General features: G+C 55.8%; 17 protein-coding genes and 1 pseudogene. 15 read left to right on the top strand and 3 right to left on the bottom strand.

All coding sequences use genetic code 11. From position 1 onward, the window contains the following. Nucleotides 1–20 precede the first annotated feature (20 nt). Both ABI660_RS13485 and ABI660_RS13480 read left to right on the top strand, forming a co-directional pair. Nucleotides 21–1,283 (top strand): RsmB/NOP family class I SAM-dependent RNA methyltransferase, encoded by a 1,263-nt coding sequence (locus ABI660_RS13485; protein ID WP_348068811.1) that lies wholly within the window; start codon nt 21–23, stop codon nt 1,281–1,283. A 190-nt stretch (nt 1,284–1,473) separates the two neighbouring features. After that, nucleotides 1,474–2,673 (top strand): fatty acid desaturase, encoded by a 1,200-nt coding sequence (locus ABI660_RS13480; protein WP_348068809.1) that lies wholly within the window; start codon nt 1,474–1,476, stop codon nt 2,671–2,673. Between the two features lie 560 nt (nt 2,674–3,233). On the opposite strand, the gene ABI660_RS13475 is transcribed toward ABI660_RS13480, so the two are convergent. Beyond that, nucleotides 3,234–3,539 (bottom strand): helix-turn-helix transcriptional regulator, encoded by a 306-nt coding sequence (locus tag ABI660_RS13475; RefSeq protein ID WP_348068807.1) that lies wholly within the window; start codon nt 3,537–3,539, stop codon nt 3,234–3,236. Between the two features lie 62 nt (nt 3,540–3,601). Between ABI660_RS13475 and ABI660_RS13470 the strand changes: the two genes are divergently transcribed. The 11 genes from ABI660_RS13470 (at nt 3,602) to ABI660_RS13420 (ending at nt 9,440) form a co-directional block, all read left to right on the top strand. Continuing rightward, entirely contained in the window at nt 3,602–4,063 is a 462-nt protein-coding gene (locus tag ABI660_RS13470; protein WP_348068805.1) for a hypothetical protein, read from the top strand. 68 nt (nt 4,064–4,131) lie between these two features. Then, the gene (locus tag ABI660_RS13465) at nt 4,132–4,506 is read left to right on the top strand and encodes a hypothetical protein (protein ID WP_348068803.1); all 375 of its coding nucleotides are present in this window, start codon (nt 4,132–4,134) and stop codon (nt 4,504–4,506) included. A gap of 13 nt (nt 4,507–4,519) precedes the next feature. Further along, a complete protein-coding gene (locus ABI660_RS13460) occupies nt 4,520–4,957 on the top strand; it encodes a hypothetical protein (protein ID WP_348068801.1) in 438 nt (145 codons plus the stop codon). 18 nt (nt 4,958–4,975) lie between these two features. Then, nucleotides 4,976–5,809, top strand: a complete 834-nt coding sequence (locus tag ABI660_RS13455; RefSeq protein WP_348068799.1) for a metallophosphoesterase — start codon at nt 4,976–4,978, stop codon at nt 5,807–5,809. Further along, entirely contained in the window at nt 5,806–6,402 is a 597-nt protein-coding gene (locus ABI660_RS13450; RefSeq protein ID WP_348068797.1) for an HAD domain-containing protein, read from the top strand. Before ABI660_RS13455 ends, ABI660_RS13450 begins: the two co-directional genes overlap by 4 nt. A gap of 19 nt (nt 6,403–6,421) precedes the next feature. Beyond that, the gene (locus ABI660_RS13445) at nt 6,422–6,910 is read left to right on the top strand and encodes a hypothetical protein (protein WP_348068795.1); all 489 of its coding nucleotides are present in this window, start codon (nt 6,422–6,424) and stop codon (nt 6,908–6,910) included. Nucleotides 6,911–6,984: 74 nt separating this feature from the next. After that, nucleotides 6,985–7,242, top strand: a complete 258-nt coding sequence (locus tag ABI660_RS13440; protein ID WP_348068793.1) for a hypothetical protein — start codon at nt 6,985–6,987, stop codon at nt 7,240–7,242. Between the two features lie 64 nt (nt 7,243–7,306). Continuing rightward, nucleotides 7,307–7,543, top strand: coding sequence for a BPSL0761 family protein (locus tag ABI660_RS13435; protein WP_348068845.1), 237 nt, complete (start codon nt 7,307–7,309; stop codon nt 7,541–7,543). 51 nt (nt 7,544–7,594) lie between these two features. Next, on the top strand, nt 7,595–8,008 hold the full coding sequence (locus ABI660_RS13430) for a hypothetical protein (RefSeq protein ID WP_348068791.1): 414 nt from the start codon (nt 7,595–7,597) through the stop codon (nt 8,006–8,008). Between the two features lie 521 nt (nt 8,009–8,529). Further along, a complete protein-coding gene (locus ABI660_RS13425) occupies nt 8,530–9,021 on the top strand; it encodes a hypothetical protein (protein ID WP_348068789.1) in 492 nt (163 codons plus the stop codon). Between the two features lie 107 nt (nt 9,022–9,128). Further along, a complete protein-coding gene (locus ABI660_RS13420; protein WP_348068787.1) occupies nt 9,129–9,440 on the top strand; it encodes an SOS response-associated peptidase family protein in 312 nt (103 codons plus the stop codon). A gap of 289 nt (nt 9,441–9,729) precedes the next feature. Here ABI660_RS13420 and ABI660_RS13415 read toward each other — a convergent pair. Next, a pseudogene (locus tag ABI660_RS13415) lies at nt 9,730–9,933 on the bottom strand (protocatechuate 3,4-dioxygenase); the annotation flags it as partial. A 175-nt stretch (nt 9,934–10,108) separates the two neighbouring features. After that, the gene (locus tag ABI660_RS13410) at nt 10,109–11,302 is read right to left on the bottom strand and encodes a hypothetical protein (RefSeq protein WP_348068785.1); all 1,194 of its coding nucleotides are present in this window, start codon (nt 11,300–11,302) and stop codon (nt 10,109–10,111) included. 379 nt (nt 11,303–11,681) lie between these two features. On the opposite strand from ABI660_RS13410, the gene ABI660_RS13405 reads away from it, so the two are divergent. Both ABI660_RS13405 and ABI660_RS13400 read left to right on the top strand, forming a co-directional pair. Further along, complete coding sequence (locus ABI660_RS13405) at nt 11,682–12,368, top strand: hypothetical protein (protein ID WP_348068783.1); 687 nt, start codon at nt 11,682–11,684, stop codon at nt 12,366–12,368. Then, the gene (locus ABI660_RS13400; protein WP_348068782.1) at nt 12,365–13,576 is read left to right on the top strand and encodes an XRE family transcriptional regulator; all 1,212 of its coding nucleotides are present in this window, start codon (nt 12,365–12,367) and stop codon (nt 13,574–13,576) included. The genes ABI660_RS13405 and ABI660_RS13400 overlap by 4 nt, the downstream gene beginning before the upstream one ends. Nucleotides 13,577–14,285 lie beyond the last annotated feature (709 nt).

The raw sequence follows: 14,285 nt of genomic DNA, 5'->3' as shown, positions 1-14,285 counted from the left end.
CGCGGTGGGACAATGAGGCCATGCATCCTAACGCCTTACTCGACAGTTGTTCCGAGCTTCTCAAGCAGGTCCTCAAATTTGAACACCCCGCCGACATGGTGGTGTCGCGCCATTTCCGTGAGCAACGCCTCGGGCCCCGCGAACGGGCCACCGTCGCCGAAACGATTTACAGCATCCTGCGCAAGAAAAACCTCTATACCTACCTCGCCCAGCACGGCAGCGGCCCGCCGGAGCGGCGCCTGGCCATTCTGGGTTTTGCGGCCGAGCGGGATTTCCTGCTGGGTGCCTTGACGGCCCCTGAAAAGGACTGGCTGGCCCGTTGCGACCAGGTTCAGCCCTCGGACCTGATGGAGTTGCACCGGCACAACCTGCCGGCCTGGCTGGTGGAGCCGCTCAAGGCGCAGCTCGGTGAAGACTTCTGGCCGCTGGTGGACAGCCTCAATGCGCCGGCGGGCCTTGATTTGCGCGTTAACACCTTGAAGGATAAAAGGGCTGATATCCAGAAAGAGCTTGCGAAAGCAGCTATCAAAACAGTAGCGACGCCGTATTCTCCCTGGGGTTTGCGGCTGGCGGGGAAGCCAGCGCTCAACAAGCTCGACGCGTTCACGCGCGGGGCGATAGAGGTGCAGGACGAGGGCTCGCAGTTGCTGGCCTTGCTCGTCGATGCCAAGCGCGGCGAGATGGTCGTCGATTTTTGCGCCGGCGCGGGTGGCAAAACACTGGCTCTGGGTGCGAACATGCGCAACACCGGGCGGCTTTACGCTTTTGACACCTCCGGACATCGGCTGGACGCGCTGAAACCGCGTCTGGCGCGCAGCGGCCTTTCCAACGTTCACCCGGTCGCGATAGCACATGAGCGCGACGACCGCATCAAACGCCTGGCCGGCAAGATTGACCGGGTGCTAGTGGATGCGCCGTGTTCGGGCCTGGGCACACTGCGGCGCAATCCGGACCTCAAATGGCGGCACAACCCCAAAGCCATTGAGGAACTGACAGCCAAGCAGACCGCCATTTTGCAGAGTGCCGCGCGGCTGCTCAAGCCGGGCGGGCGGCTGGTGTATGCCACCTGCAGCATCCTGCGCGACGAAAACGAAGCCATCGCCGAGGCCTTCAGCGCTGCCAATAAGGATTTCACGCCTCTTGAAACCAGCGGGCTTTTGACTCATTTAGGGGTGGAGGGTGCTGGCAAGTTGTGCAGCGGCCCCTACCTGCGCTTGTGGCCCTACCTGCACGGAACGGACGGGTTTTTTGCCGCCGTTTGGCAGAAGGCTGATGCCGTTTAAAGCAAGAAGACGTTTGATAGCCGGTTTTGGCGGTCAAGCAGTAGTTTTGAGAACTTGTACCGGATAGATCAGTTTTCGGGATTTCCCCGGTTGGTGATTCCGGACGTCGCCCTTACAATGGAAAGCTTGTCCGGCACAGAGGTTTTTGTTTCGATGCAGGGCACTGTTCTGGATTGTTTAAAGGATTCACATGGTCTTGTTTGACGCCGCCCTCGACTGGCTGGCCAATGGTTTGCTAGCCGCCAGCTGGTGGCAAATTGTGCTGTATACGCTGGTGACGACCCACATCACCATCGCCAGCGTGACGATATACCTGCACCGCCACCAAGCGCACCGGGCGATGGACCTGCATGCCATCCCTTCCCATTTTTTCCGTTTCTGGCTTTGGCTGGGCACGGGCCAGGTGACCAAAGAGTGGGTCTCCATCCACCGCAAGCACCACGCCAAATGCGAAACGGCCGAAGATCCCCACAGCCCGCAAGCCCACGGCATCAAGAAGGTGTTCTGGGAAGGGGCCGAGCTGTACCGCGCAGAGAGCAAGAACAAGGAAACCATGGTCAAGTATGGCCACGGCACGCCGAGCGACTGGATTGAGCGCAATGTCTACACCCGCTACAGCTGGCAGGGTGTGGGGCTGATGATGATCATCAACCTCGCCTTGTTCGGTGCGGCCGGTCTGGCGGTCTGGGCGGTCCAGATGGCCTGGATTCCCGTGACGGCTGCCGGCATCATCAATGGCATCGGCCACTACTGGGGTTATCGCAACTTCGAGGCGCCGGACGCCAGCACCAACATTTCGCCTTGGGGCATCATGATCGGCGGCGAAGAGCTGCACAACAACCACCACACCTACCCGACTTCGGCCAAGTTTTCCGTCAAACCCTACGAGTTCGACATCGGCTGGATCTACATCCGCGCGATGGAAAAAGTCGGTCTGGCCACCGTCAAGAAGGTGCCGCCCAAGCTGCAGCTGGGCAACATCCAGCCCGTGGCCGACGAGAAGACACTCGAAGCCCTGATTGCCCACCGCTACGAAGTGATGGCCGGCTTTGCGCGTGAACTACGCCGCACCGGCAAGGCTGAAATCGAAGCGCTGAAGGCCCGCAAGGCCGACATCTCGGTGCTGAAGGCTGCCAACCGCTGGCTGCATCGCGACGACGACAAGGTGCCGGCCACGGCCAAGCCACAGATAGCGCAGGCCCGAGCCGAGCATCCGGTGCTCGACAAGATGGTCACCATGCGCGAGGAGTTGCGCCAGATGTGGCTGTCAACGTCGGCATCCCGTGAACAGCTGGCGACCGACCTCCAGGCCTGGTGCCACCGTGCCGAAGAAAGCGGCATTGCGGCCCTGCAGGAGTTTTCGATGAAGCTGCGCGCCGCACGCGCCTGAAGTTTTTGCCCACGGCCGGCCGGTCTTCGGCCGGCGCCGGTTCAAGCCGCATCAGTGTTACCGCTGCTGCGGCTTTTTCATGGGCGGATGGGTGTGGGGTTGGTTGTAGCCGCCGTCGGCCCGCGGTGCCGTGCGGGGAATGCGGCGCCAACCATGGTTTCTCTGTCTCTTCCCCCCATTCAACAGATGGCGCTGCACAAGGGTGCGGATCGCAAACGCCAGACCACCGGTTCTCGCGGGCATAAAAAAACCCGCTGGAGACCAGCGGGTTTTTGAGGGGCGAAGCCTGAGCGCCGCCGAACCAGTCTGAATTACTTCAGCCTAAGTGAAGTTGAGACCGCTGGATTAGTTGATAAAAACCGAGTTTTTGTTTTTTCTCCAGATAGGAAGACATCAATAAAAAATCTCGACTCCCTTTATGTCAATAAGTTAGTTAATAAGTTCAAGAAAATCCCCGTGCTTATAGACATATCGAATAGCGCAAACTACTGCTGGAAGATGAGCAGAAAGTGGCGGGAAATTTTTATCGTTGACTCGTGCTCAGCTAGCAACAAGCATTCTCATTGCTTCTCTCGCCCCAACAGAATATGCAGTTCTTTCAAAACTCCGTTAATAAGCGCATCAACGCCTTTGGGATGTTTGTGGTCAACATATGCAAGTGTTAACAGGGTCAGTGGGTGAACTTCCAGTGCCTCCGCGAGGTCGTCGACTTTGACTAAGGTTGGACTTTTCATTCCTCTTTCCAAGCTGCTGACGTAGGTCCGGCTGGAGACCAGGCTGAATGCTTCCTGAGAAAGGCCGCGAGCAACGCGAGCCACCTTCAGAGCTTCTGAGAACTTGTTCCCGTGTTGTGCTTTGCGGACCATGCCGCTATTAGTTATTTTAGAGCCCTATAGAGCTACAATCTATAGGATTCATTTCCACTAACATGTTTGTTACTTACACAGAGCACAAGTCGCCATTCAACCCTTTTGGGGATGGACTCACTCATTGGAAGGCTGCGGAGCTTGCCCTCCAGCGACCATGGTTTCTTGTGTCGATCAGTCAACCAGATTCGATTGACGATGACTCTTTCCGAGTCAGCCGAACAATGTTGGTCTCCAATATTGCGGACGTCGAAGAGTTGGCTCAAATGGAAGTGGCGAGCCACCTGCAGCTTGACTCAGTATTCATCGTCACCCCAGGTCACTTCAACGGCACCAGTAAATGGAAGATGGAAGCTTTGCGGGCGGTTTGGAGGGCTGAAGAGCCATCAGCGCTCGGGCAGTTAGCCGACGTATATGAGACTGCAGAGGGAGTGACGTACGCCGATTCAATGCTAGCCACGCCCGTCAAGCGGTTGAGAAAAATGGTTCTCCACCACACATTTCCTTTGCCGGAATCACCCTGAGTTGCCGTATTTCGATCTCGGTACATATCTTCGGGACGGGGTACTTGCACAGGGAACAGGAGCACAAGATGACATTAGGAATGAAGGGCGCGGTCGCAGGGGCTTTGTACGTGAGAGCCAAGGAAGAAAGTGCTCAACAAGACGCCGACATTCAGGAACTGCGGGAGAAGGTTTTCGCCTCGCTCAAAAGGGTGACCTACCGCCGGGCGGCCAAAGAAGCATTGGGTGAGTTGATGGAAGAGGTACTTGAGGAACTGGCTGGGCGAAAACCGGTACGCCTAAGCGATCCCAAAAACAGCGAACTGAGAAATCATGTCTACGTGGAAAAAATGGCTGAAAAAGTGGATCGCGCTGCATTAGGGGTCAAGGTGCCAAGAGGGCAAGAATTTCGCCTTTCCGATGAGGTAAAAGCGAAATTCAAAGCCTCTCGTCAATTGAAATGAGCGGAGAAATGAAATGATCGACGGGCTCACAATCGGGATCACATACGCGATAAACCAGAATCGGAAAGAATTTGACAAGTTAGCGCTTGAACTCCGAAAACGTGCTGAGCTCACCCAGGCTTCTGAAGACATTGAGCAGCCATTGCAAGAAGGGATGGTCAAGACTATGAACGCTGTCATAAATGAGATACGAGAAATTGATGAAGGAGCACGGTCTCGAGACGAAGCCCGACTCAGCTCTACATCTACTGGTGAGCATCGTGTTCGGTACTTTCAGGACATGGCGATGGCGGCTTCAAGGCGTCTAAGTGAAGGGAAGCTTGAATTGGAGTTCAAACGCCGTAACGACCTCCATAAAGCACTTCCTACAACAATGCACGAGTCGTCCGCCACGGTCAGATTGCGACCTATCCTTGCTTCAGAAATGACATGGCAGTCAGCCAAACAATAGAGAGCATCAGTCCACTTGATGCAAGGCGATGTCATTCTTTACTGCGGTGACCCGCACGGAAAGTTCAGGCATATCGTCGGAACCGCCAACGAGTTGCGGGCGACCGCCGTCATCCTGCTTGGTGACATGGAAGCGGCGCGGCCGTTGCACGAAGAATTAGGCCCCATTGCTGAAAGGCTGTGGTTCATCCATGGCAACCATGACACCGACAGCGAAAACAATTGGACCAACCTCTGGGGCAGCAAGCTGGCCTCCAAAAACATAGATGGCAGAGTCGCTATCCTACCCAATGGCATCCGAATCGCCGGCTTGGGTGGCGTATTCCGGGAAAGCGTTTGGTATCCCAGCCTTCCAAAGCCACCAAGATTCCGCACCCGCAAAGAACATGTAGAGGCAACGTTGCAGGATGACCGATGGAAGGACGGCGTGCCGCGCAAACACTGGTCAACCATCTACCCGGACGAGCTGGATCGCATATCCCAAATGCAAGCAGACATCCTCATCACGCACGAGGCGCCCGGCTATCACCATAACGGTTTCGAGATCCTTGACACCCTGGCCCAGAGCATGGGTGTGAAGGTAACCGTTCATGGGCACCACCACGACAACCTCGACAGTTCCGAACGCTGGGCTCAGCAGGGTTTCAAAAGTTTTGGCGTCGGCTTAAGAGGAATCACAGCCATCGATGCGGACGGTAACGCAAAGGTAGTCCTGGGGTTCGCGATTTGGAGATCCGTCTCGAAGTCGCGTTTTTTCGTCGCTCATAGCATTGAGATTTCAAACGCATTTCATCAGTCGCGCGCAATTGGTGAACTCCTAGCAAAGCGGCTCACGGACGGCAGCACCCGATGATTCTGTTTCTCGATTTCGACGGCGTCCTTCATCCTGACCCCTGCACCCAGGAGTTTCACTTCTGCCGACTCAAACTCGTTGAAGACGTCCTGCGTGGGTTCCTGGAGGTAAGCCTGGTGCTTTCAAGCACCTGGCGTCTTAGGCAATCTGCCGACACCACAGGAGATCATCTGAAAGGCTACTTCTCACCGGACATCGCGGCGCGCATCGTGGGAGTAACGCCAAACCACCAGTCACTCGACCCTCAACAGGCGCCCTCAGGAATTGAGCTCTACCCGCGCGAGTGGGAGTGCATTGCCTGGCTCCGAGCGAACAGGCCACATAGCAGTCAGTGGCTCGCCATTGATGACAAGTCCTATTTGTTCCGGCCGTTCAGCAAGAACCTGATCGTTACACGACCGGATACCGGATTGACGGAAACCGAAGCTAGCCAGCTTCGGTTTCACCTCCTTTTGCACGGGGAAAAACAATGCTCTCCCCTTGCCTCTGTTGCTGAGCGCAAAGGTAATTTTCAAAGTGCCAGCAAAGCTATCTCCATCGACCAAATGAATGACGCTATTGCCACGCGGGGCACTCCCGCAGACTCCAAGTAACCTTGGTTCAGTGCGCCAAATGCTGATATTTTTTGACACCGAATTCACCGACCTAAAACCTGACTCAAAGCTCATTTCGATTGGTCTAGTCTCGGAAGCTGGCCGCGAGTTCTACGCGGAGCTTTCCGATACCTACCAAGTCAAGGAGTGCGGGGATTTCTGCCGCGATCTGGTCCTACCGCTCCTGGAGGGCGGCGATGCACTCATGCCTATGGCGACGCTGACCGCGCGCCTTAAGGAGTGGTTGGAGAGCTTCGGCGAACATATCCACCTCGCTACAGATTCCCTGGCGTGGGACTGGAAATGGATTCAGATGATTTTCACGGACCTGGCCAGTTGGCCTGCAAACGTCGATCGACAGCCACTCCTGCTCACCATGAATTACGTCCAAAACTATGACAGGTTCTGCGAGGCGATTGAAGAGGCCTTTACCAATGGAAAGCGCAGACACCATGCCTTGGACGATGCGAAAGCGAACCTGTCGGCCTGGATGAGCGCTGCGTACTGACCCAAGCAATGAAACTTACACACCATGGTCCCCAGGACTATCAGAGCCTATTGATGCACAAAGAGGCAGTTCGAATGATTCTGGCTGATCCAGCACTGATTGAGAAGGCGCTGAACACTTTAATCAGGTGGGATACCATCGTGGATCAAAGTTCCAAACCTCTACGGGATCAATGGATGCAAATTCTTATCAGCCAGAATTGGCGCCTGGCTCTGGAGGAATCGGATTTGGGCAACCAGCTTCGTCAAGCGTCGCCCATGGCCACGTTACTGCCGAATAGCGTGCGTCTGGCCATCATCGCGGAGGTTAAGGCCCTCAAAGCGCTGCGGTAGGGCCTTGGGCATTGTCCGGCCTGTTGATTGACTTCAGATACCCATAAAAGGAAATGCCGTGACAATGCCAAACGAACGAGCTCGCGCATTGCGCTGGGCGGGAGAATTTATCAAAGAGCTCGGCAATACGAACGAACTTTCTGAAAGTCGTCGGCAGGAGGCCCGTAAAATTTTGCGTCACTACCCGAGTGCCACAGAGATCGAAACAAAGTTCGATGGAACTCAGCAGCAGGGGTGGCCTTCGACACCCTCAAGCATTGGGGATTTGTCGGAAATTCCGATGGGGAGAGAAGGGAGCTAACGCAAGGTGGGTTTTCCCTGGCGGGCAGGCCCGCATAACAAGGGGGGAAAGATGAAAAGAGCAATCGTCATTGCCTGGCTCATTGCAGCTGGATCAGTTCATGCCGCGACGGAGGGCGAAGCCAAGGCCACGCTATACGCTGCGTGTCCAGGCTTGAAAACGCATGCCGCCAGCTTGACCTGGGATGTTCCTGTCAAGCAGTCGGCCACCGTCAACTCACAGCGCGATAAAAACTGGAAGGAAGTTTTCCTGTTCAAGGCAACAGTAAGCCAGACGCCTGCTCCAAAGTTGATGAGCAAGTTCAAGGCCCAAGGGCATAGCTGCTACTTCGAGGTTGATGCCCAGCGAGGAAAAGAGGTGGAAGTCAGTAAATCAGCGTGTCAGTCAATTTGCAAAGATAAAGCCTACGGCCCTGGGGCACTCGCGTATTTTGGTTCGAACGGCTCTGAAGAGATAAGGCGTTAGGGATAGACAATTTTTCGGCTAGGCCCCAGTATTCGTAAATCATCAAAAAGGGAGGGACCATGAGCGATCCAAAATCCGCGCCACCACCACCACCACCACCACCACCACCGCCACCGCCGCCCCCGCCCCCGCCCCCGCCCCCGCCCCCGCCCCCGCCACCGCCACCATCGCGTGAGTTCAGCGAGCCTCAGGTCAGGTCATCGGATTCGCATGTGATGTTCTCTCGCCCGCCACCGCCGCCCCCGAAGAAGTAGGCCAGGAATGGCTAAGAAAAAAGCGCCTCCCAGCTCGTTGCCGAGCCACGCTCCGCAAAAGTCAAATCGAACGGAGGACCGCTCGTTGAAAGGCGGGCGTGATGCCAGAGCTGGGACATTTACTGGCGTAATGCTTTCGCGTCCTGTCCCGCCTAAACCTCCGAAGAAGTAGGGCAGCTCTTGTCTCCCATCTCCGGCGCAGATGTACGCGTGGCCGACCACTCTGGTAAGGCCTGGGACTTGCGATGGCGTCTAATGGTCTCGAGCATGTATCACGCCAAACGCGAGAGATTCCTGGACGGCTGGGATAGGTTCGCTACCTTCCTGAGTGCGATTGGCGGTGCTGCGGCTTTCTCGCAGATACTGAGCGATCACATCGAGGTCAGTGCCTGGATTGCCGCCGGCATCGCGCTTGTGTCCACGCTTGCGCTCGCATACGGGCCTGCAGCCAAAGCTCGCAGGCACGCTGAACTGTCTCGTGACTACAAGCATCTCGAATCTGAGCTGCGAGAATGCGGCACCGAAGTCGATGAGAAAGGCCTGAACGCCCTAGAAGCCCGACTGCTGCGACTCGAAGCGACCGAACCTGCTACCTTGGGGGCGCTGGTGACACAGTGCCATAACGAGCTGTCAGTCGCATTTGGTCACAGCGGATTGGTCACACCACTCCCGCGGCATCAGCGCTGGTTGAAAAACATCCTCGACTTCGACCAATCGCTCGACCGACCTGACGCGCCACCTGATCCTAGTGCGGGCTAAAGCGCTTTAATAGGCTGCATCGCGCGCACGCGGGAACATCCCGCAGATGCACGCAAACCCACAAGCCCCCGTAGCCCGCCAGGGCGGGCAGCCCCTTCCACGGTCGATTGACCTGGTTGTCATTTACTGCGCAGCCACGCCCAGCGGCAAGCCGCTACCGGGAGTCCTGGAAAATGGGGTGGCGCTGCATCATTCCGGCCGAGTCAATTTACGAGCCAAACTACGAGAGCGGCAAGCCCGTGGGGTGGCAAATCCAGTTGTTCGGCGCTGTGCCAATGGGCATCACCGGCATCTACCGCCAGTGGACCGGCCGCACCGGCGAAAAGGTGTTTACTTTTTCCATGCTGACGGTCAACGTCGACGACCACCCAGTCATGCGCGATTCCGCGCGCCCGGTGAGGAGAAGCGGATGGTCGTGATCCTTGATCCGGCCGAGTACGACGCCTGGCTGAGCTGCCCGGTCCGGTGCCTGCGTTTCTGGACATGCTCAAGGAGGCCTTCCCTGGAGGGACTCCGGACGAGTTGGCGGGTTCTCCTGCTTTCACCCGCCTGACCGCCTCGACCCCTCCGACCGCTTGGCTGGCGGTGTCGTGCCCCGTTTCGTGGTTGAACGTCTGAACTAGATCGCGCAGCAACTTGTGCTTCGCCATGGAGGAAATGCCGCGGACCGCTGTACTCATGTTTGCTTCGTTTAGTCGCAGCTGCTGTTCAGCGTGCGTCCGGCACGCGTCTCGTGCTCAAGAACGCTTCCAACGACTCACCCCGCATTTGTGCGTACACCTCCAGATTGGGAATCTGCAAGACCCGTGCAAACTTTTCGAGAACAAAGAAGTTGACGCCATATTGAATGAGGCCGAGCCAGTCGCGGTTCAGCACCAACCGGCGCTCCTGTTCGTTCAACTGAGCGCGGTCTGGGCCAGCTCGTGAGCTCGGCTTTTTCTCTCAAATGGCTACCGGGCCAGCCAGGCCAGAACTGCGGCGCGATCGTCCGTAGCGGTCATTTAGCCGGTGGAGGGCGCGCGATTTCGCCCACCACTGCCATCCAGGTGGGCCGAGATCACAAACCGTTCCAAGGTGACCAGCGCCGTCATGCCTCTGCCTTGAAATCTTTGATGAAATTCTTTTGCCGGTCGCTGCCATGTTTGGCAATAAAGGTGCCCATGGCCGGAGACAAAGGCAGATCCAGTTCAAAGTCACCGTAGCGCGCTAGGAACTGCGCCCAGCGCCGGGTAAGCACGCCGGCGCGGCGCATGTTCGGGCAGACCCATACCCAGCGCAAGCGCCACCGAGCTTCATCTTTCCAAAACGCACAGGCGCCGACGATGGCGCCAGGGCCGTAGGCGGCCGTGTGATCGGCAAACAGGTACGCCTGACTCTCAGGATACGCGTTTTTATGCCTGGCGCTACCTTCCCATTGTGTGAAATCAAACTGCATCTCGCGCTTGAAGCGAAAGGCCCGTTCATACATCTGTCGGTGCATCCAGATCGGGGAGGAATCTATAACGAGTTCAGGCTCTTTGGCGGTGAGAAGCCGGTCCTTGAATTGTTTTACGGGCGTCGGGTCAAGGCATCGGCGGACGCGCGCATGCTCTGCCCGATGGGTGAGGGCGGCTTCCGGGTCACCCTTGGTGTATTCGTGGCCGCAGTACTCGCAGGTGACAAACTCGTGGCGTGGCTTGCGGTGCTTTGGACCCCTAACTTGTAGCTGGTAGGGTTGAGCTCCCACGCGAGTGAACTCCAGTCGTCGGCCGGTGGTGTCCTTAAGTTTGTTGCTCGCCCATTCTCCATCCTTGTCGATGGCATCGGCGCGAATGGTCGTCTGTGTTTTCTGCCGGAGGCGCTGATAGGCCAAGACGGTCCATTCGCTTCCTGTAACGTGGCTTGCAGAGGCGAGGGTGGGCAGTAAACCCTCTATGAGCAACATTGGGTTTGTGTCGAATCCGATGTCCTCAAGGTAGACCAGCAAGGCTGCAGCATCCATTACCGACAGCGACCTGAACGCCATCGCGCTGGCGGTGACGAATCGGGGTTTTTGAAAAACGCTTCGAAGGGGCAGCTCGAAATAAGTGGCCAATGCCTCGATATCTATCCTGCTGGTTCTGTGATCTGTTTCGAGCAGAAGATCCTCAAGTTGGGAGATATAAGCCCAACCCTTGGCCAAGATCGCCTGTGAGAGCTCAATGGCCCCCTTCGTTCTTCCGATTGTTCTGCGCCGTGGCGACTTGTCCGTCAGCGCGTCAAATAGAAATTCCAGTACTTTGACTGGCATCTTGTTTTGCATAGTGCCTCCGACGCCGAACGGGTTCGGACACAAAAAATGGAAGGAATTCGAAGTCTATGGACATTATGTTGATAAAGTCCTTGGCTACTGGACGGGGATGCACCATGACTTGATGCTGCACTCCCTTCTGAAGCGCGAGTGGAGGAACGGCAGTGCGGTCTAACAGGGCGTTCGACACGGACGCAGACAAACTGACTACATGGAGTCCGAGTCATACTGTAAATAAATACAGCATTAAGCGGCACGGAGTCCCCTAAATGCTCTTCAAATCAAATTTATTTTTCATATAACGCGCACAAACTTAAAATATTGATAATATACACGCACAACACGTAAGTCGTGTATCGGGCTTGAAATGGCAATCCAATCCAATCAGAACTTGTTTAACGCCCTTGCCGCTGCATTGCCAGTGGACTTCTTAAAGGGCCTCGGGTCAGCGGCCCCTCATCTTTTCGAGGAAGCATTCAACGAGGTAAGCCACTCTGCTGTTATTGACCCCTCCCAAGTCCCCGTGCTCGTTCCGCACGTAAGACGGGCGATGTTTGAGACGCAATTTAAACGTCAGGCGATCGATGCCGGTTTGAAAGCCTACGTACGACCGACAAAGAAAGGTGGCGGAAATTTCACTGTCGTTGAGGCCGGCAAGTTTGTGTTCACCGCCTCGTTTGTGCCAACCCGTGGCCACGCGGTGCGCAGCGCCGATTTTCGGACGGAGCACTCTGCGCTCAACGAGTTGTTGGATCAGGGCGTACTTTTCGAGAACGAAGAAGAAGTACCTAATTTGCCCAACGAGGTGATCGCCGAGTCCGAGGCGATTTACGGGATCCTTCTGTACGGCGGGGACCTCAGCGGAAAATCTAATTTCTTTATGGAGTTTGCCATTCCTGAAGTCAATGGCACTGGGTATGTTGATCACTATTCGTTTTTGGATGTCTTGATGGCTGCTCAGGAGCTCGTTGCCCCAGCTTCGGATCTAAAGGTGCAGGGTCCGGTCCCAACATTGAAACCCCATGCCGTACCAAAAGTCGGAAAAAAGGACGGTACTACCGATACGGATAAGACATGACAGCAACCTCTCCAGGGTTTGTGGGAGCGCGGTTGGCGCAGGCGCGCAAAGCGCGCGGGCTCACCGCAGTCTCACTGGCGGAAATTCTCGGCATAACAAGCGCATCCATTTCGCAATATGAGCACGATAAACAAGCCCCTCGCCCAGAACTGACTGAACGTCTTGCGGTGCAATTAAATGTCCCGCCAACTTTCTTCCTTCGGGAGGTCACGCCCGATACGCATGAGCGCGCTACCAAGTGGCGGTCAAACACCACAGCTACTAAATTTGCGAGAGAGAGGGCCGAAATTCGCTATGAGTGGCTACGCGAGATCGTTGAATATCTCGGATCTTTTCTCAATTTTCCGGCGCTTAATATCCCAGTTTTTGACGGTGTGCCGGATGATTTTAGGGAGCTGAGTCATGCTGACATTGATCGCGCCGCAAAGGTCTGCAGGGAGCACTGGGGGCTCGGTACCGGCCCCATTCCTGATCTGGTAGTTTTACTGGAAAGCAATGGGGTAATCGTGTCCCGGGGACGGTTGAACGCCGAGGGTCTCGATGCGTTTTCAGAATGGCTTCCAAACGACCTGCCTTATGTTTTCTTGGGAAGTGACATTAACGTAGGTGTCCGATCGAGATTCGATACAGCACATGAGTTAGGTCATTTGGTGATGCACCGGCACGTCTCAAAAAAGCAGTTTGGCAAGCCGGAGGATTTCAAAATCCTAGAGCGCCAAGCTCATCGCTTCGCAGCCGCTTTTCTATTGCCAAAGGAGCAGTTTTTTAGGGAGCTTTGGGCCCCCACTCTGGATGCGTTTGCCTCCCTCAAGCCGCGGTGGAAGACCTCCATAAAGGGGATGATCGTCCACTCGCATCGTCATGGGTTGCTCAGCGACACTCAGTACCAGAGGGCGATGATTAATTACAACCGTCGTTGGAAAGATGGTGAGCCAAGTGACGATCAGATTGTTCCTGAGCAACCAAGATTCCTGGCTCGTTGCATGGAAATGATTCTTGAGGAAAGTGTTCAGACAAGAGATCAGGTTCTTGCTGAATTACCATTTGCTCAATTCGATATCGAAGAGCTAATTGGCCTGCCGAGAGGCTTTTTGTCCGGAGCCAATGCGGAAGTTATACCTCTTGAGCGTCCAACTTTTAAGGTGCAGACCGGTGAGAGGGGTGGGAAGGTCGTTTCTGTCGATTTCTCACCTCGACGTGGTAGCTGACGCTGAGAGGTAGCCTAGCAAGCGCGGCCGCAAGCCGCTTGGTTACGCTGGTTAGTATTTAATTTCGCAAGCCTGCCATGAGTAAACCCAAAAGTCCGTCAGCAGGTAAGAGCACCGGCAATCGTTGAGATTGCTCACTTAGCCGAAAGCTCGGATGGCTGGCGAAACACCATGTAATTCCCGCATGTGCAAAAGATAGTGTGCCCGGCCCTGACCGTGTCGGGAATCATCCGCACGCGTTTAGGCTTAATCGCGGGATCCGGTGTCGAGCTGAGGTACTGCGTGAAGTTGAGTCGTCGCTTGCAGTTGTAGCAGTCCACGGTCGATGGTCGTTTCTCTGGTTTCATGATGGGCTCGATTGTTGAATGCACCAGTCTATGAGCCCAGAAAACGCAACTTAGGGGCATTTTCCCAATCCAAGTACCCTACGCAGTGAGGTGAAATGTCACAGGCCCCAGTTGAGGATCTGACGCGGGCCTACATCACTCTCATGGAGTAGTACCAGTGTGCAAACCATCACATTGGCTCGCGCTCGCGGACCCAGCCGAGCCTCTCGGTGCCAGCCCCGCGGCTCACGAATCTCAATGACGGTAGAGGGATCGACAAACTGACGGATCCACTGCGTCACCGCTGCCTCACCCCGTACAGATACCAATGAGACCTATGAAAATTGAATTAGACCCCGCCTCCACGCTTGAGTACCTTGATC

Origin of the sequence: Polaromonas sp., from assembly GCF_039930745.1 — a bacterium.
Lineage (GTDB): Bacteria > Pseudomonadota > Gammaproteobacteria > Burkholderiales > Burkholderiaceae_C > Polaromonas.
This window is presented reverse-complemented; position numbering and strand designations above follow the sequence as displayed.

Excerpts from the sequence above, each read along its gene's own strand:
- ABI660_RS13455 (WP_348068799.1), top strand. The coding sequence starts at position 4,976 with ATGCAAGGCGATGTCATTCTTTACTGCGGTGACCCGCACGGAAAGTTC.
- ABI660_RS13425 (WP_348068789.1), top strand. The coding sequence starts at position 8,530 with ATGTATCACGCCAAACGCGAGAGATTCCTGGACGGCTGGGATAGGTTC.
- ABI660_RS13410 (WP_348068785.1), bottom strand. The coding sequence starts at position 11,302 with ATGCAAAACAAGATGCCAGTCAAAGTACTGGAATTTCTATTTGACGCG.
- ABI660_RS13470 (WP_348068805.1), top strand. The coding sequence starts at position 3,602 with ATGTTTGTTACTTACACAGAGCACAAGTCGCCATTCAACCCTTTTGGG.
- ABI660_RS13445 (WP_348068795.1), top strand. The coding sequence starts at position 6,422 with ATGCTGATATTTTTTGACACCGAATTCACCGACCTAAAACCTGACTCA.
- ABI660_RS13475 (WP_348068807.1), bottom strand. The coding sequence starts at position 3,539 with ATGGTCCGCAAAGCACAACACGGGAACAAGTTCTCAGAAGCTCTGAAG.
- ABI660_RS13485 (WP_348068811.1), top strand. The coding sequence starts at position 21 with ATGCATCCTAACGCCTTACTCGACAGTTGTTCCGAGCTTCTCAAGCAG.
- ABI660_RS13440 (WP_348068793.1), top strand. The coding sequence starts at position 6,985 with ATGATTCTGGCTGATCCAGCACTGATTGAGAAGGCGCTGAACACTTTA.
- ABI660_RS13435 (WP_348068845.1), top strand. The coding sequence starts at position 7,307 with ATGCCAAACGAACGAGCTCGCGCATTGCGCTGGGCGGGAGAATTTATC.
- ABI660_RS13450 (WP_348068797.1), top strand. The coding sequence starts at position 5,806 with ATGATTCTGTTTCTCGATTTCGACGGCGTCCTTCATCCTGACCCCTGC.
- ABI660_RS13465 (WP_348068803.1), top strand. The coding sequence starts at position 4,132 with ATGACATTAGGAATGAAGGGCGCGGTCGCAGGGGCTTTGTACGTGAGA.
- ABI660_RS13430 (WP_348068791.1), top strand. The coding sequence starts at position 7,595 with ATGAAAAGAGCAATCGTCATTGCCTGGCTCATTGCAGCTGGATCAGTT.
- ABI660_RS13480 (WP_348068809.1), top strand. The coding sequence starts at position 1,474 with ATGGTCTTGTTTGACGCCGCCCTCGACTGGCTGGCCAATGGTTTGCTA.
- ABI660_RS13460 (WP_348068801.1), top strand. The coding sequence starts at position 4,520 with ATGATCGACGGGCTCACAATCGGGATCACATACGCGATAAACCAGAAT.
- ABI660_RS13400 (WP_348068782.1), top strand. The coding sequence starts at position 12,365 with ATGACAGCAACCTCTCCAGGGTTTGTGGGAGCGCGGTTGGCGCAGGCG.